The sequence below is a fragment of the Thermosphaera sp. genome, assembly GCA_038827615.1.
In the GTDB taxonomy this organism is placed as follows: domain Archaea; phylum Thermoproteota; class Thermoprotei_A; order Sulfolobales; family Desulfurococcaceae; genus Thermosphaera.
Window position 1 is genome coordinate 613,628 of the sequence record JAWBNK010000001.1, and the last position, 14,252, is coordinate 627,879.

14 protein-coding genes are annotated in these 14,252 nt (G+C 43.6%); 7 read left to right on the forward strand and 7 right to left on the reverse strand.

Going from position 1 to position 14,252, the window contains the following annotated elements; genetic code table 11:
* Positions 1-56: 56 nt before the first annotated feature.
* Entirely contained in the window at positions 57-287 is a 231-nt protein-coding gene (locus tag QXH45_03440) for a hypothetical protein (GenBank protein MEM2078298.1), read from the reverse strand.
* A 136-nt stretch (positions 288-423) separates the two neighbouring features.
* Here QXH45_03440 and QXH45_03445 point away from each other — a divergent pair, with 136 nt between their 5' ends.
* From QXH45_03445 to QXH45_03455, 3 genes are all read left to right on the forward strand, one after another.
* Positions 424-1,074, forward strand: coding sequence for a hypothetical protein (locus QXH45_03445; GenBank protein MEM2078299.1), 651 nt, complete (start codon positions 424-426; stop codon positions 1,072-1,074).
* A gap of 93 nt (positions 1,075-1,167) precedes the next feature.
* Positions 1,168-2,268 (forward strand): glycosyltransferase family 2 protein, encoded by a 1,101-nt coding sequence (locus tag QXH45_03450; protein ID MEM2078300.1) that lies wholly within the window; start codon positions 1,168-1,170, stop codon positions 2,266-2,268.
* A gap of 20 nt (positions 2,269-2,288) precedes the next feature.
* The gene (locus QXH45_03455) at positions 2,289-3,455 is read left to right on the forward strand and encodes an iron-containing alcohol dehydrogenase (GenBank protein MEM2078301.1); all 1,167 of its coding nucleotides are present in this window, start codon (positions 2,289-2,291) and stop codon (positions 3,453-3,455) included.
* 2 nt (positions 3,456-3,457) lie between these two features.
* On the opposite strand, the gene QXH45_03460 is transcribed toward QXH45_03455, so the two are convergent.
* Positions 3,458-4,897: a tRNA uridine(34) 5-carboxymethylaminomethyl modification radical SAM/GNAT enzyme Elp3 gene (locus QXH45_03460; protein ID MEM2078302.1), complete on the reverse strand. Its 1,440-nt coding sequence runs from the start codon at positions 4,895-4,897 to the stop codon at positions 3,458-3,460.
* 82 nt (positions 4,898-4,979) lie between these two features.
* Between QXH45_03460 and QXH45_03465 the strand changes: the two genes are divergently transcribed.
* A complete protein-coding gene (locus tag QXH45_03465) occupies positions 4,980-6,197 on the forward strand; it encodes a molybdopterin molybdotransferase MoeA (protein ID MEM2078303.1) in 1,218 nt (405 codons plus the stop codon).
* On the opposite strand, the gene QXH45_03470 is transcribed toward QXH45_03465, so the two are convergent.
* A complete protein-coding gene (locus QXH45_03470; protein ID MEM2078304.1) occupies positions 6,178-7,803 on the reverse strand; it encodes an oligosaccharide flippase family protein in 1,626 nt (541 codons plus the stop codon). The two genes, QXH45_03465 and QXH45_03470, sit on opposite strands and share 20 nt — an antisense overlap.
* Before the next feature lie 89 nt (positions 7,804-7,892).
* Between QXH45_03470 and QXH45_03475 the strand changes: the two genes are divergently transcribed.
* From QXH45_03475 to QXH45_03485, 3 genes are all read left to right on the forward strand, one after another.
* The gene (locus QXH45_03475; GenBank protein MEM2078305.1) at positions 7,893-8,891 is read left to right on the forward strand and encodes a thiamine-phosphate kinase; all 999 of its coding nucleotides are present in this window, start codon (positions 7,893-7,895) and stop codon (positions 8,889-8,891) included.
* Positions 8,892-9,800 (forward strand): dual specificity protein phosphatase family protein, encoded by a 909-nt coding sequence (locus QXH45_03480; protein ID MEM2078306.1) that lies wholly within the window; start codon positions 8,892-8,894, stop codon positions 9,798-9,800.
* Positions 9,801-9,874: 74 nt separating this feature from the next.
* On the forward strand, positions 9,875-11,059 hold the full coding sequence (locus tag QXH45_03485) for a hypothetical protein (GenBank protein ID MEM2078307.1): 1,185 nt from the start codon (positions 9,875-9,877) through the stop codon (positions 11,057-11,059).
* A 9-nt stretch (positions 11,060-11,068) separates the two neighbouring features.
* Here the strand turns inward: QXH45_03485 and QXH45_03490 are convergent, their stop codons facing one another.
* The 4 genes from QXH45_03490 to QXH45_03505 form a co-directional block, all read right to left on the reverse strand.
* Positions 11,069-11,704, reverse strand: coding sequence for a mechanosensitive ion channel (locus QXH45_03490; protein MEM2078308.1), 636 nt, complete (start codon positions 11,702-11,704; stop codon positions 11,069-11,071).
* A gap of 159 nt (positions 11,705-11,863) precedes the next feature.
* Positions 11,864-12,553, reverse strand: coding sequence for a VTT domain-containing protein (locus tag QXH45_03495; GenBank protein ID MEM2078309.1), 690 nt, complete (start codon positions 12,551-12,553; stop codon positions 11,864-11,866).
* Positions 12,554-12,602: 49 nt separating this feature from the next.
* Positions 12,603-13,634 carry a TIGR00269 family protein gene (locus QXH45_03500; protein MEM2078310.1) on the reverse strand — a complete coding sequence of 344 codons (1,032 nt, stop codon included), beginning with the start codon at positions 13,632-13,634 and terminating at the stop codon, positions 12,603-12,605.
* A 41-nt stretch (positions 13,635-13,675) separates the two neighbouring features.
* Positions 13,676-14,224, reverse strand: a complete 549-nt coding sequence (locus QXH45_03505) for an ECF transporter S component (protein ID MEM2078311.1) — start codon at positions 14,222-14,224, stop codon at positions 13,676-13,678.
* Positions 14,225-14,252: the final 28 nt, after the last annotated feature.

A 14,252-nucleotide genomic window follows, 5' to 3' on the forward strand; every position in this document is an offset into this window, starting at 1 on the left:
CCCTTAAGTGGGTTGCGAGTTTCTAGCGGAGGGTTAAGCGAAACTAATGGTTGACCTCAATCACTCCCGCAGTCTTCCCTTCCTAATTTCCTAATGAAGTGAATGAGTAAAACCTCGAGAGGGTCTGCAACGCCGGTGTGCATGCACAGGGAAATTGTTGACTCAATATCCTCGAGCAGGCAATTCATAAATTCTTTCTCCTTTGACGGGAGCATCTCGGAAATCTTCCTCAGTCTCTCAACGTATTCGCTGACGCTGGACCATAGAGAAGGCGTCGTACGCCCCATATTGGAGCACCTTATCCCTTTAAAAATCTTTCTGACAGATGTTTTAACCCCCGGGTCTCGTGGAGAAGCAATCCTCACTTAATACTTTCGGAGTGCTCTCCACCGTTTACTCTCCATTAAATTATTGGAGGGTGGTATGAAAGTAACAGGGGTCAAACCATTAGATGAGCTGGTAAGCCCCGTAGAAAGACACTGGATAGTGGAATTCTACGGTGACCCCTCCGTGCTAGCGTTGTTGATTCACTACACTATAGTTTCGCAGAGCAGTTCAAACAATGTCTACCTAGTCAATAACATAGAGTTCGGCGGGTTGGATACGGCACTGCTAGTGAGGCTCTGCAGGATTTTCAACTGCATAATGGATAATATAATGGTTTCAAGGTCTTTCAGGCTGAACGATACAGTCAGAGTACTGGAGGATCTCACCGCTGTTAAAGACTCCGTAGTAGTGCTCGCGTTTCCATACAACTACCTCCCGAAAGATCCTTCAAAATATAGTGATGCAACAAGGATAACGGGACTCTTATCGAAACTTTCGTCATCAAACCAGGTAATAGTGTTCAATACCGTTTCAAAATACGGCTACTTCATGCCCGAGGGGGGTAGCATGCACCACCACACCGTGAAGATCATAGTGAGGATCACTCGGAGGAGCGGGAGAATAGTTTCACAAATCCTCAAGCACCCGGTTAAACATTGGGATGCGAGAATTTTCTCGGAGAAAATCCTTGAAACAGGGGTCTCAGCTAATAGTTCAAAAACCCTTTTAGCATGGATTAAGTACTGAGCTCTTTTCTAGGTTATAGTTTTAAATTTTAATGCTATTATTATAATTGTCAATAACCTCTCCGAGAATCAATGATTAAGAGATGACTCTAAAGTGGGGCAGGATTTACTTAGCGATGTGATTACTGGGCTCTGGCTAGCATACATGACTATCGTCATAGCTGGCGGAGTCGGCTACCTTCTTTATAGGCCTGGGAAAAGCCTGTTTAAAACAAGCAATTATGAAATAGTCGTCGTATCAAAAGCTGACGAGAAGGTCAAAAATAGTCTCCTAGAAGTAGTCAAATACCATTTGAAAAAGTATGGAAAACTCACCGTCGTAATAGATGAAGGAGCCCCCTTGACTAACACGTTAAAATCCATTAAAGCTTTAAATCTCGTGATCGTTCCATCATCCTACAGGAGAGATCTAATCGGGAAAGGGAGGGCTTTAAGCTATTTCATCGAAAACCATGTCGAGAATGATAAATGGTATGTATTCATAGATGATGATAATTTGATACTAGACGATAATTTCCTCTACGAGATCCCCTATTATGAGGAAAAAGGATATGTTGCTGGAAATGGCTTATTGCTTCCCAGACCGGGGAGAAGTAAAATTGCATATGTCATGGATTGGGTAAGGTATATTGATGATCTAACCTTGTACAGGTTCTTCACGGGACTTCTCTCTCGACCTCTCCTCGGGCTACATGGAGAACTATTGATAGTGAAGGGGGGCGTGCTCAAGGAAATCGGTTTCACGTTCAGATCGATCACCGAGGACTTCCGGTTCGCCACAGAACTGATAAAGAAGGGATACAAGACCTGGCAGTCCAGTACAAGAGTCTCTATCAAAAGCCCTCACAGTATCAAGGATCTCATGAAGCAGAGAGGACGCTGGTTCAAAGGAATGCTCTCAGATATTCGGCATAGTCCTTTTCCTATGAATATCATTGTTGGCTTTAGATCAATCATATGGAGCTTCAATTTCGCGTCAACCATCCTTATAGGACCCCTCCTAGCCTACATGGGTTTACTATGGATACTTATCCCGGGAAGTATTTACTATTTGACTTCTTACACCTATGGAGTCTACAGGTCTGGAAAGCTCCATATGTTGTTGCTCATACCTGTCTTCGGCTTTATAGAGGCCTCTTCAAGAGTTTACGGATTAATTAGCGTTAATGATTTCGTGGTTATAGATAAAAACTAATTTTCAATTATTTCTTAATGGTGGCCCCCTTGATCTCCCCCCTAAAGAAATTCAGGCTCAGATACGGCGAGACAAGGCTGTCGTTCGGCAACGGGGCTGTCGAAGACCTCGCAGATTGGATTAAAACGGCAAAAAAGGTAGGCCTCGTCACGAGCAAGAGTGCGGCCGAAAAGTCCGGAGCTCTGAAGGATGTATTGAATATCCTATCTAAGCATGGAACTGACTACACGGTATTCGCTAACGTCTCTCCAAACCCCACCTCCTCTATGGTCCTTTCGTGCGCCGAGTCTTTCAGGTCTGAAAAAGTGGAGGCAATTATAGCTATTGGAGGGGGAAGCGTGATCGATGTTGCGAAAGCAGTCTCGTTAATCGTGAGGAACAAGCTACTTCCAGAACAACTACTAGAGGGGGTTAAGCCCCCTGAAGTCCTACCATTGGTTGCCATAAACTTAACTCATGGAACAGGTAGCGAAATAGACAGGTATGCCGTTTTAACCTTCGAGGAAACAATGGAGAAGAGAGGTTTTACGGCAAGGTACGTGGACCTAGCAATTGACGAACCCAAATACACTCTGTCTTTGCCAAGGGATCAAACCCTTTATACTTCACTAGATGCCTTCTACCATGCATATGAAGCCGCGACATCTAAGTATGCCAACTCGTTCGTCCTAACTCTTGCCGTCGAGGCTTCAAAAATCATTGCTGAAAACCTTCCCAACCTCCTCAACAACCTCGACTCGCTTGAATTGAGAGCCAGGCTACTTTACTCGTCCATGCTAGCTGGGATTAGCATTGACATCGCAATGACGCATTTGAATCACGCCTTAGAACACTCTTTTAGCGGGGTAAACCCGAAACTGCCACATGGAGAGGGTCTAGCAATCCTTGGCCCGAGAGTTATCTACCATGTTCACAAACACGTTCCCGAGGAGTCGGCATTGGTATTGAGAAGCATAGATCCCATGATAAGACCAATTTCCGATGATGCTGAGAGGGCTTACAGGGCATTAAGGGAGTTCCAGTCAAGCTTAGGTTTGAATAAAAGGTTAAGTGACTATGGGTTTGGAAAAGACGACATAAAATTCATCATCGAGCGCACGTTAAAGATGTTAAAGGAAAGATACAAGGGGATGCCTCTAGAGGCGGACGAAGGCGTTATTAGGGATATCATCACGGACGCGTTATGACTTCACCCAAGATACTTCCACATGTAAGGGCTCTCTGGAGGTCTAAAATACCCCATTCTTCTATAGTATTCCCGAGCCCCAACACCACTAATTATCAGCACTTTCTTAGCACCATACTCTCTCACGGCTATCTCTTCAGCATACGAGAGCAACTTCCTTCCCCAGCCCATGTGCTGCCACCATGCACCCTTATCGCCCACCGGCGTTTCCGGCCCATACACGTGAAGCTCCCTGATTATTAAAGTATTAGAATCTACCTCCCATCTGTGAGCCCTCTCACTAGGCACTCTCATCCTTAGGAACCCTATGAGAATATTTGTCTCTAAATCTTCAACGCTCAAGTATTCCTCGATCCCTCCCGAAGCTTCGTAAGTAAGCCTTTTAATTACGGTTCTCGAGGGGTCCGGTAGCCTTCCGAATTTATACGATTGAAGGCCGACCTCGCGAAACCTTATCTCGTTGATCTTAATATTTTTCTCCAAAGCTCTCTTCTCCACCAATTCTCTCAAATTGGCCTTCCTCGTTCCATCCACCACTTCATTGGCGGGTATATCCCTCCTAATTCTCATTACTCTCACATATTCAGGAATATACTTGTACGCCTCGCTAACGAGTTCGACTACTTCATCATCATTATATGGTTTGTAAAGCCCTTTGCTCCACCACTCGTGGAGTACGGTTCCTTCGATCACTTCAGTCGGATATATTTTGAGCATGTCGGGTCTTAAATCAGGGTCTTCGAACAAGGTCTTGAACATTTCAATGTCTCTATCAAAATTACTGCCCGGTAAGCCCAGCATTACGTGATAACATACCTTAAATCCTGAATCCTTAAGAATCCTCGTCGCCTCCACGGATTCCCTCACATTGTGTCCTCTATTCACCTTATCTAAAACGTCGTCATAGATGCTCTGCACGCCCAGCTCGACCTTGGTGGCACCATACGATAGCATCTCATCGGCATGCTTCTCTCTACCGTAGTCCGGCCTGGTCTCTATGGTTAACCCCACGACCCTGTGGGGCGATGTTTCATTTCTCAGCATGGCTTCCTCTAAGTTTATCTTCCAAGGAGGCGTTTTAACCGGATACCTATTAAAGGCTTCATAGATGCTCGTTACAAACCATCTCTTGTATGATTCTGGAAGCGAGAGAAAAGTTCCACCCATTATTATGACCTCTATCTTGCTGGGTTTATGACCCATAGCCTCATACTGTTTAAGCCTTTCAAACACCTGGTAAAACGGGTGAAACCTGTTTCTACGGGCCCTTCTGACAGCGGGCTCGTTGCCGAAGTAGCTCTTAGGTGCATTGTACCCTATTCCACCGGGGCAGTAGTAGCATCCGCCAGGGCACGGTAAAGGATGAGTCATTACTGCAACCACGGTGATACCGCTAAGCATTCTTGATGGCTTTCTCACGGTCAACAATGGATTATCAACCATTCCGCTAATCCCGTGATCTGATGGATATCTATTAGGATTTTAATATTTCCGACAATGATATTAGTTTGAAAGGATGTGGTGAATGAAGACTCTCAAAGAACTGATCGAGGTAGAAAAAGCTGTTGAAATCTTGACAGATAAGCTCAAAACGATTCAATATGAAGAAGAAAATCTTCCTTTATGGATGGCCCTGGGTCGAATTTTAAACGAAGACGTTGTGGCACTACATGATCTACCAGACGTCGATAGGAGCGCAGTAGATGGTTTCGCAGTTATTGCTGAGGATACTTATCACGCCACTCACTACAATCCTGTCGAGTTGAAGTTGGTGAAGCAACTTGAGAAGGGAAAATGCATCGAAAGGGGAGAAGCCTTCGAAGTACACACAGGTTGGTCAATACCATGCGGAGCGAACTCCGTGGTCATGAAAGAAGACGTGATTGCCGGCGAGAAAACCATACACGTTCTTAAACCAGCATCTGTTGGAGGGAATGTTTCAAGGAGGGGCGAAGACTATGCAAAAGGGTCTGTGATAGCTAGGAGGGGGACTATTCTCGGACCATTCCACCTCGCAATACTCTCCAGCAATGGAATAGGCAGCGTTAAAGTCCTGAGGAAGATCAAAGTCGGCATCATAGCAACTGGAGACGAGATCATCAGACCAGGGTTTAAAAGAAGAGAGGGAGCATACTTCGACTCCTCAGGTATCCTAATACAAATGTTACTCGCGAATGACGGTTTTTACGATGTAAAATACTACGGTGTTTTCCCCGACGATGTTAAGCTTGTCAATGAAGTCTTAAACGAAGCAACACTAGTCAATGATATAGTTCTAACCGTTGGAGGGACTGGTGTCAGCAACAGTGATGTAACAGTCGAAGCCGCTGAGGATTTAGGAGAGATACTCTTCCGTGGAGTCAGAATGCGCCCCGGGAGGCCGACTAGCGCATCCCTTGTGAACGGTAGGCTCGTGCTACATTTATCTGGATATCCTGTCGCGGCTTGGACTGGCTACGAAATGCTCTTGAGGAGGGCTGTTGCACAGGCGCTAGGCTTAGTGAATTACGATAGAAAATTCACATACGCTAGGTTAAGTAAGAGGTTGCCCAACCAAGTCGGATACCACACTATTATTAGAGCCCGTTTGAACGAAGTGAACGGGGAGATTTTGGCAGAGCCTTACATGATTCGAGGTAGCGGGGTTTTAACCTCCTTAGTTTTCTCTCAAGGTTTCATCGAAATACCATCCTACGTTGAAGGCTTCGAAAAGGGTAATGTGGTCAAGGTTTTTCTCTTCTAGAATCCGAGATGACCCTATAGTAAATTGATTTGTAAATTTTGATTAATGATGGGGCAATAACGCTTACGATTTTAACACGAATGAGCATTTTCTCTATAAAGGCAACGTCTATCTCATCTAAACTCCTTAATAAGGCCATTATAATAGCGTAAAGAAGTAAAAGTAGGAGTATAGACGAGATCAGTGAGAACATGTTCAACACGAAAACTTGAGTAATTCTGAATCGGAGGATTTCTAAAAGTTTTTCGAGAAGAACAATGTTGAAAGCTAGAACTATTAAGTTCGCGACGATGGATGCGAGTATTGTTTTCGCAACTTTTGAAAAAATTAGGGTAATCTGGTACTTTAATCTAGCATAAACGAGGAAAAATACATGGGAAAAGACCTGATACAAACCAACTGTTAATGCTATTCCGTTTATCCCCATTAATTTTGAGGAAGCCTCTAACATGATTACCCCAACGACGAATGTCGCGAGACCGTTGATCGTTATAATCCTCTTGTCGTTAATAACTTGAAAGTATGCAGATAATATCATCCCATAATTATAAGTAATGAGGGGGAGGGCCATTAGCGTGAAGAATAGGGGCGCTAGACCATATTTTGCTCCGTAGACGATCCCCAATATCTTGTCTGAGAAGAAAAGGGCAAAGATAGAAAGTGGAAGGAGGGTTGAATTGAAGATCACAGCCAACCTCTCAACCGATTTTGCATGCGCATTATTTACCGAGACTTGGTAGGAGAGATATGGCAGAAGAGGTGTCGCTAGTGAAGCATAAATAGATAGTAAGGCCCCAATAAAGGCGGAACTTGCGTTAAAGTTTCCCACTATATAATTGCCTAGCTCGCCTAACCCGGCAGTCATGTAAGCGAGTTTTATTGAAATCATTCTCCCAAGAACTCCCATCAGAAAGCTTGGGATAAACATTGAGAAGGCGAATCTAACGTAGTCGCCGTATGCGAGATAGCATCGCCCTGGACTCTTATAAAACGGCTTAATAATTACCATGCTAATCGTCGCTATCACTATGTAACTTAATACGTATGATATGATTACCCCCTCTATTAAAAAGCCAAGCGATATTAATACGACCGCAGACGCTAGTTTAATGAGGCTTTGAGAAACTTGTAGAATAGCTCTTTTCCTGGCATCCCCTATTGCCGCGAGGAGTGAGATCGTCATTCCCGATAAAGCTGAGGGAAGAGGAGTTAGAGCTGTCATCATCACATACTTTTCAATCTCGTTCCTCTGCGTCATCAAGGTGCTCAACTCGCCAGGGATGAGTAAGAGGATCATTGTCAAGACCGCGTTGACAAATACTAATACTTTAGACGTAAGTAGAAGCGATTCACGAAGAGTGCACGAATCTCCTCTGGAATGGCTTATCGAAGAATACCTGAACAAGGCTGCGTTAAAACCCAGGTCTGAGAACATTAAGAGGAATGAGAGGGGGATGAGAGATAAGTTGTAAAGACCATATAATTCGGGGCCAAGGGCCCTTGAAACATACATCATTGTCGCAACCTGAAGTAATATCTGCAGGAGGGTTGCCACACCGTAGACGAAGGCCTGAACTGAGATGCTTTCTATACCCTCATCGCTCATTATTCAACCCTACTTGTTCCATGAGAGAACTGATTAGTTAATAATTAATGGTTCTAGTATTAAAATAATGTAGTTAAAAGGGTTGCTAGATGATACCTCAATCGCTTAGGGATATCGGGGAGAGAAACGTTATTGAAGAGATGATTAAAATAATTGGGAGTAGGATCGAGTCCGGCGAGATCCTCACGTATCCTGATGATGCTAAGGACGTGTTACCCAGAGGACCTAGGATAATCGTAAGTATAGATGGATACGGAATATTCAAGCTTAGATTACCCTGGCGAGACCTTAGAGATGTGGGATGGTGTGCCATCACTGGTTCTGTAAGTGATGTAATAGTGAAAGGCGCGTTCCCCGAGTTCGTGTTATTAGCGCTGGGGCTCCCCCCAGACCTCTCAACCTCCGAATTGAGGGAGTTAAGCGAGGGGATCAAGGACGGTCTCGAACATTACGGCGTTAGGTTGATAGGCGGAGACACAAATGTTTCGGATGATCCATGGATCGCTGTAGCGACAATAGGCTTCACCCCCGCAAAGAAGCCGCCTTCTAGGAACGGCTTGAGGAACGGTGATGTTCTAATAGTTACAGGATTCTACGGTGCAATGGGGCTTGTAGCAGAAAAAGGATTAGAGGAATCCAAGAAGCGTGAATGGGTTGTCGAGGTTACCAGACGCCCCACGGCGTTTAAAAGCCTTGCATCAGTAGTCTCTTCGAACTATAGATGGATAACCGCATCCATGGATGTTAGCGACGGATTAGGATATACTCTCCTATCTCTTGCCAAGGCGAGCGGGGTAAAGATAGCTCTTAACTCGCTCCCACTCTACTATCCTCAACTAAGGGATGAGTGTGGTATGGATGAAGACTGCATTCTCAAACTGGTCATGACTGGTGGAGAAGAATATGGAGCCGTCTTAGGGGTTAAACCCGAGGGCTTATACCATGTGGAGAAGGACCTCAAATACTACCAGATTCCTTATCGAATAGTGGGGAGAGTTGAGTCCGGCGACCCTATTGTTTTATTTAAGGATAAGCCAGTCTCCTTCATGGAATGGGATCAATTCCAAGGGTGGAGGTCTACCGCTTAAATGTTTAAGTGGATTATAGAGAATAAACTTGCACAGGGCCCTATCCCCTCTCCCAGCGAACTTGAAAGCTTGAAAAAGGTTTTCACTACTATTATAATTTTAACAATGCCACATGAAAATCCGCTGGGAGGAAAGTACATAGAACTTATCGAGGGCCACGGATTCAAAACGATTCATATTCCAACTCGGGAATCTTTTCCACCCCAGCTTTTCGAATTAATGAAAACCGTTTTACGCATTGAGGAAGAAATTAATAGTGAAGGAAAAATCCTCGTCAGCTGTAAAGGGGGGTTGGGTAGAAGCGGGACTGTAACCGCTGCTTTCCTAGTTTACAGTGGATTAGAAGTTTATCAAGCGATTAAGGAGGTAAGGCGGAAAATACCGGGTTCGCTAGAAAACAAAGGGCAAGTATCAATGGTAGAGGCCTTCTCCACTCTGGTCAAAATTACCACAGCTAGCTTTCTCAAGAACTACAGCAGTCTAATTGGAAAAATAGAGGATCGTGTCGAAATAGCTCACGCGTCTAAAACAGTGCAGTTCACGCTTGAATTACTAAATAATTTAACCATTAAAGGGATAAATACTCGTGAGGTCGTTCTAGGGTCCCTTACTCATTTTCACAACCAGACATATCGTAGAATGATTATTGAACAACTTGGTTTAAGCATTGATCAAAGTCTACTAGAAAATCCATTGGTAGAGTTCTCGCATGAGTTGGATGGTTTAATGGATGGAAGAGTTGTGATAACACAATACGACAGTCACCCGGGATTAGTGGAAATAACTCTGCTCTGTGATCAAGACTGTGGATCAATAGTCGAGAAGGCAGTCTCGTCCCGCCACTTGCTTGTAGACCTCATAGAAAAAGAAGTCAGGATTAATTGGGGATACTATTTAGACTATGTTTGAGACACTCGTTCCTTAAAAATAAAAAACACTGTCTATAAGGGTTATAGGGGATCTAACTGTACATTCCCGCGTTATTGATATCAGTACTGAACCTGGTAGATCTGCTAGTGAACATCGTAGCTGTAAGAATACTAGGCATGAATATCATAGAAGTCAGCATCCTTAATTTTATTTGGACCCTTGTATTTGTTTTCTTCATAAAAATCGCTAACCAATTAGGAGATAAAGGGGTTGCAAGGCTTCAAATAATTTTGGGCTTCATTGGAATCGCTGCTTGCGAGATTGCTTTCCTGGGGGCTTTATCCTTTAGGAATCGACTTTTCATATATTTATCCTATAGCGCTCATGCGATAGCATATTCTTACGTAAGGATGGGGGTTAACGCATTTGTATTCGAAAATTTTACGAGCAGTGAATGGGGCTGGATGTTTAGAAAATTATCTAGTAGTGCCCTCCTCATAGATTCGACTTCCTTTATCACGATATCAATTATCGGAGTAAGGTCTTTGCTAGACCATTTTTCTCTTTTCATAGCTTTCACTGTCACAGCCTTCTTTTTAGGAATACTCGTGATCAAAGAGCCCAGTTTAAAGATCGAGAGAATTCTCAGCCGGATCGAGAGAGACGTATCTAATGTAGTGACCTCGGTTCACGGATATCTAAGCCTAACTTCTTTCGAAAACATCAATGGCAGTGTTCTCTATTCATATAGGACTTTTTTGAACGCCCCACCAATTTCATTGAAGCTGATATTGATTGGATTGTTCGGGTTCAAAGTAGGAAATGAATTCTTATTTACCCCCCTTCCATACCACTTCATTAGAACTCTCGGCTTTAGTCTTGACCAGGTTGTGAAGGTTTATGGTATTGGAAAGCTGGTCGCTTTCATTCTTTACTACTTATTCCAGAATGATGTGACGAAGAAAAATGTTTTCCTCACATCGATTTTCTTGAGGATTATCACCGTTTACATTATTCTAGTTAGCGGTCTCAACGACCTTTACATCGCCTTCGGATTAGGATTTCTCTACCTCTCAAACAGCGTCATCGACAGTAACATCTACCTCCTTTACGTCGAGGTTACTGGAGGTTATGGCACCGGGACTTATTCATTAATAGGCGAGACATCGAGTCTTATTGGGGTGATCACATCGGGGTACATGTACTCTACGCTTGGACTGTGGTATTTGTTAGCAATAGTATCAATTCTATCAATGCCTAAAATAGTAATGGCTCTTAAAAAAACGGATAAGATTTAGAAATAGGATTTACTGCTCAGCACGCTTTCTTACAACAATCTTTTGACCTATGATCATAGTGCTCGGAACTAGAACTGTTAGCCCATCCTTCCTCTCCACGACAGTGAAGAGGGTTGAAATATCCCGAACGACTACCTCGCTCTCTCCCGCAACATCAACGATGTCGTTGATCTTGAATGGTCTCGCAAGAAGGATGAACAAACCTGCAATAGCCTGTCCTAGTACTTGCTGGGTTGCGAAGCCGATGACTAAACCTATGAAGCCGCCGAGGGCAACACCTGCAGCCCCGCCTGCTACACCTCCAGCGATCCCTGCGATTAGGGCTCCAAGGCCTAATATCCTGATTAAGCTTCTAATAGCGGCGCCTGTCGAGGCACCGTATTTCGGTGTCACCATGGAGTAAAACATTGAAGCAACGGCATTGACTATCATCCAGCCCATGATGAATAGAATTATGATGTACACGTACACGGAATAGTCTTTGAGGGCGAGGAATCCTTCATACCCCACCGTCTTTGCAAGAATTTCCATTCCACTAGTGAATATCCACTGAACGAGTGCTAGCACTATGACCGTAATTATAATGTAGACAATTACTTTTCCCAATGCTTTTCCAAGACTGTCAGTTTGATTCAATGTTTTCACCAGTCTCAACATATATTTAACTTAGTATTTAATCTTACAATATATAAGAATAGGAATTATATGGGTCAGAGCCCGCTTATGATTCTCTATTCATCGCGTGAACTCTTTTCCCGGGTTCCTCTTCATCCCATTTAATTATAAATAAGAAGACGTTAAAAATCATCTACGCTTCTTCAAATATCTTAAGGGAAAAGAGTGGAAACTTATAACTCCCTTGATCAGGGCCTCAATAAAATATTTAAATGCGAAAATGAACCCTGCCTTTCTCGCTAAGCCACCGAGTTTTATCCAATCAATTGAGCCTGCAACGTAAGTTATCATCAGAGTCAGGTAAGCATAAACAACGATGATGAGCCATAGGGGAGCCTCGAAAGACTCCGTTAGGAGAACAGAAATACCTCTGCCATACAGTGCCGCGAGCGATGTCACTATGAATTTTCCAATTAACAATCCAATCATATATTTCACTATGTCATATTTAGCGTAGCCTAGTGGGAGGATAATGACGTCATCCGGGAGCGGTAAAGCCGTGAAAAGAATGAGGGTGAGAAATAGGGCATTGCTGTGTTCCGACGCAAGAAAGTCGAGGTTTCTCCTTATCCTTGATTGAGCGCCGATTTTCGTAAACCCCCTCCCTATAAAGTAGACCACGAGCTTTCCCATTGAAGCCCCGAGAGAGGATAAGAATATTAGCAGAAGATACTCGCTGAGGTTTCCTTGATAAATGGCGAAAACAGGCACCAGCCAGAAGAGATAAGGGATTGTAGAGTAGGGTATCGCGTTCGAAATAAAGCTTATAAGGAAAATTCCGGAGAAGCCGAGTCCCTTTAAAACCTGTATATCAAACATTAAATAACCCCGTAAAGCCCTCTTGACTTATCTAAATTAAGTTTGAAACTTATAAAGAACTATTTGAGTTTACAATAAATTTTTTCAGATATGGATTATTGTCGATGGCTCTCTTAACTCTTGCCTCTTCCTCTGGACTCATCAAGCCTAGTTCATATCTGTACAAGCAGGCCTTGCAGACGGGGTGTGACGAAGGTTCTCCACAGACCTCGCAAGTCTTAAACTCGTTCCCCGATTTAAACTGGGATCTCTCCATGATGCTCAGTATCCTTTCGAGACTCCTAAGCATGCCGTATTTAGTTCCAGGATACTTTTCCTCTAGGTCGTTGATGATTTTCCTGATAGTAAACCTAATATTAAATCGGGCATACGGGCATTGCTGATAATCAGGTTGGATCAATCCGTTGAGCAATGCGTACACTGCGCTTTCTTTTTCAAGTATCTCGAAAAACGGTTTAACCCTGGGGACAAAATTAGGGTGGCTACCTTTTTCTGCGACAGGCTTTAGTCTTGCAATTTTCTCCCAACTATTACTAATAATATTCATTAAGAAAGTTTGCACAACATCGTCAAGATTATGTGCGGTCGCTAATACGGTTCCTCCAACATCCCGTGCCGCCTTGTTCAAAACATATCTTCTAAACACTCCGCAATAGCTGCAGGGAAGGTATGGAAGATTCAGATTTCTCCCTCTATCTACTATCTCGTCAAGTGTGAGACCAATGTACTCTTTGAAAGACACGATCTTGTACTCAATGTTGTTTTCTTGTGCATACTTCTTGAGATTTGCAATTGTGTTATCCCTATAACCCGATATTCCTTCGTCTACGAGGATTGCTGTGAGAGCCCAGTCAGGATTGCCCTTGGAAAGCTTATTTAAAACGTGAAGAAGACCCATTGAGTCTTTTCCGCCGCTTACTGCTACGACTATATGCTCTTTACTTTGAAACATGTTGTATTTCCTAATAGTCTTCCTAACTCTTTTCTCTAAGTATGAGTTAAAATGGAGTTTGCAATACGATACGCCATTTAAGGGATTTATGTAGACGGCTTTCCTTCCACAGAAGCTGCAGGTAACCATTGATATCCCTGTTTAGGTGAGGATAGGGAAAAAATATTAAATTACTTTCTCTTTACTGTAGAAGCTATTTTGTAGGCTAGGAAGCCGTAAACAGCTCCGCTAATCATTAAAGCTACCAATATGATCACCATCTCATTCCATGGATATATATCCTCGAACAATATCGCATCCAATATCAGTGCTGGGATAGCGGGGAGTGCTCCGGATATCGTAGCCTGTAGTAATCCGTACTTGCGGTATCTGAATAATAGATACCCTAGTTCACCCGCTGCTCCCTGTGCCAGTCCATAGTACAGATTATATATTCCACCAGGAGTCGGAAAGATGGCCTCCAATAGGGCCGGCAATACTTCTCCTAGAAAACCAGACCCAGGTTTTCGAATCAAGCTGGCGGCTAGCGGCACTGGCATGAACCATAACCCATAGGTTAATACTCTTGTTCCAACGGGACCCGCGATCGCTTTCACAGCATAGTACACGTCCCACCAGATAGTGAATAATATGGCAAATACTACTGCTATCACCCCTAAGTACAGGTAGTCAACAACAGTATACCTTTTACTAACCAAGGCTCCTTGAGTCTCTCCCATAATCTACCGCCCCAACTGGGCTTCTAAT

Excerpts from the sequence above, each read along its gene's own strand:
- QXH45_03505 (MEM2078311.1), bottom strand. The coding sequence starts at position 14,224 with ATGGGAGAGACTCAAGGAGCCTTGGTTAGTAAAAGGTATACTGTTGTT.
- QXH45_03475 (MEM2078305.1), top strand. The coding sequence starts at position 7,893 with ATGATACCTCAATCGCTTAGGGATATCGGGGAGAGAAACGTTATTGAA.
- QXH45_03460 (MEM2078302.1), bottom strand. The coding sequence starts at position 4,897 with ATGGTTGATAATCCATTGTTGACCGTGAGAAAGCCATCAAGAATGCTT.
- QXH45_03440 (MEM2078298.1), bottom strand. The coding sequence starts at position 287 with ATGGGGCGTACGACGCCTTCTCTATGGTCCAGCGTCAGCGAATACGTT.
- QXH45_03445 (MEM2078299.1), top strand. The coding sequence starts at position 424 with ATGAAAGTAACAGGGGTCAAACCATTAGATGAGCTGGTAAGCCCCGTA.
- QXH45_03465 (MEM2078303.1), top strand. The coding sequence starts at position 4,980 with ATGAAGACTCTCAAAGAACTGATCGAGGTAGAAAAAGCTGTTGAAATC.
- QXH45_03500 (MEM2078310.1), bottom strand. The coding sequence starts at position 13,634 with ATGGTTACCTGCAGCTTCTGTGGAAGGAAAGCCGTCTACATAAATCCC.
- QXH45_03480 (MEM2078306.1), top strand. The coding sequence starts at position 8,892 with ATGTTTAAGTGGATTATAGAGAATAAACTTGCACAGGGCCCTATCCCC.
- QXH45_03470 (MEM2078304.1), bottom strand. The coding sequence starts at position 7,803 with ATGAGCGATGAGGGTATAGAAAGCATCTCAGTTCAGGCCTTCGTCTAC.
- QXH45_03495 (MEM2078309.1), bottom strand. The coding sequence starts at position 12,553 with ATGTTTGATATACAGGTTTTAAAGGGACTCGGCTTCTCCGGAATTTTC.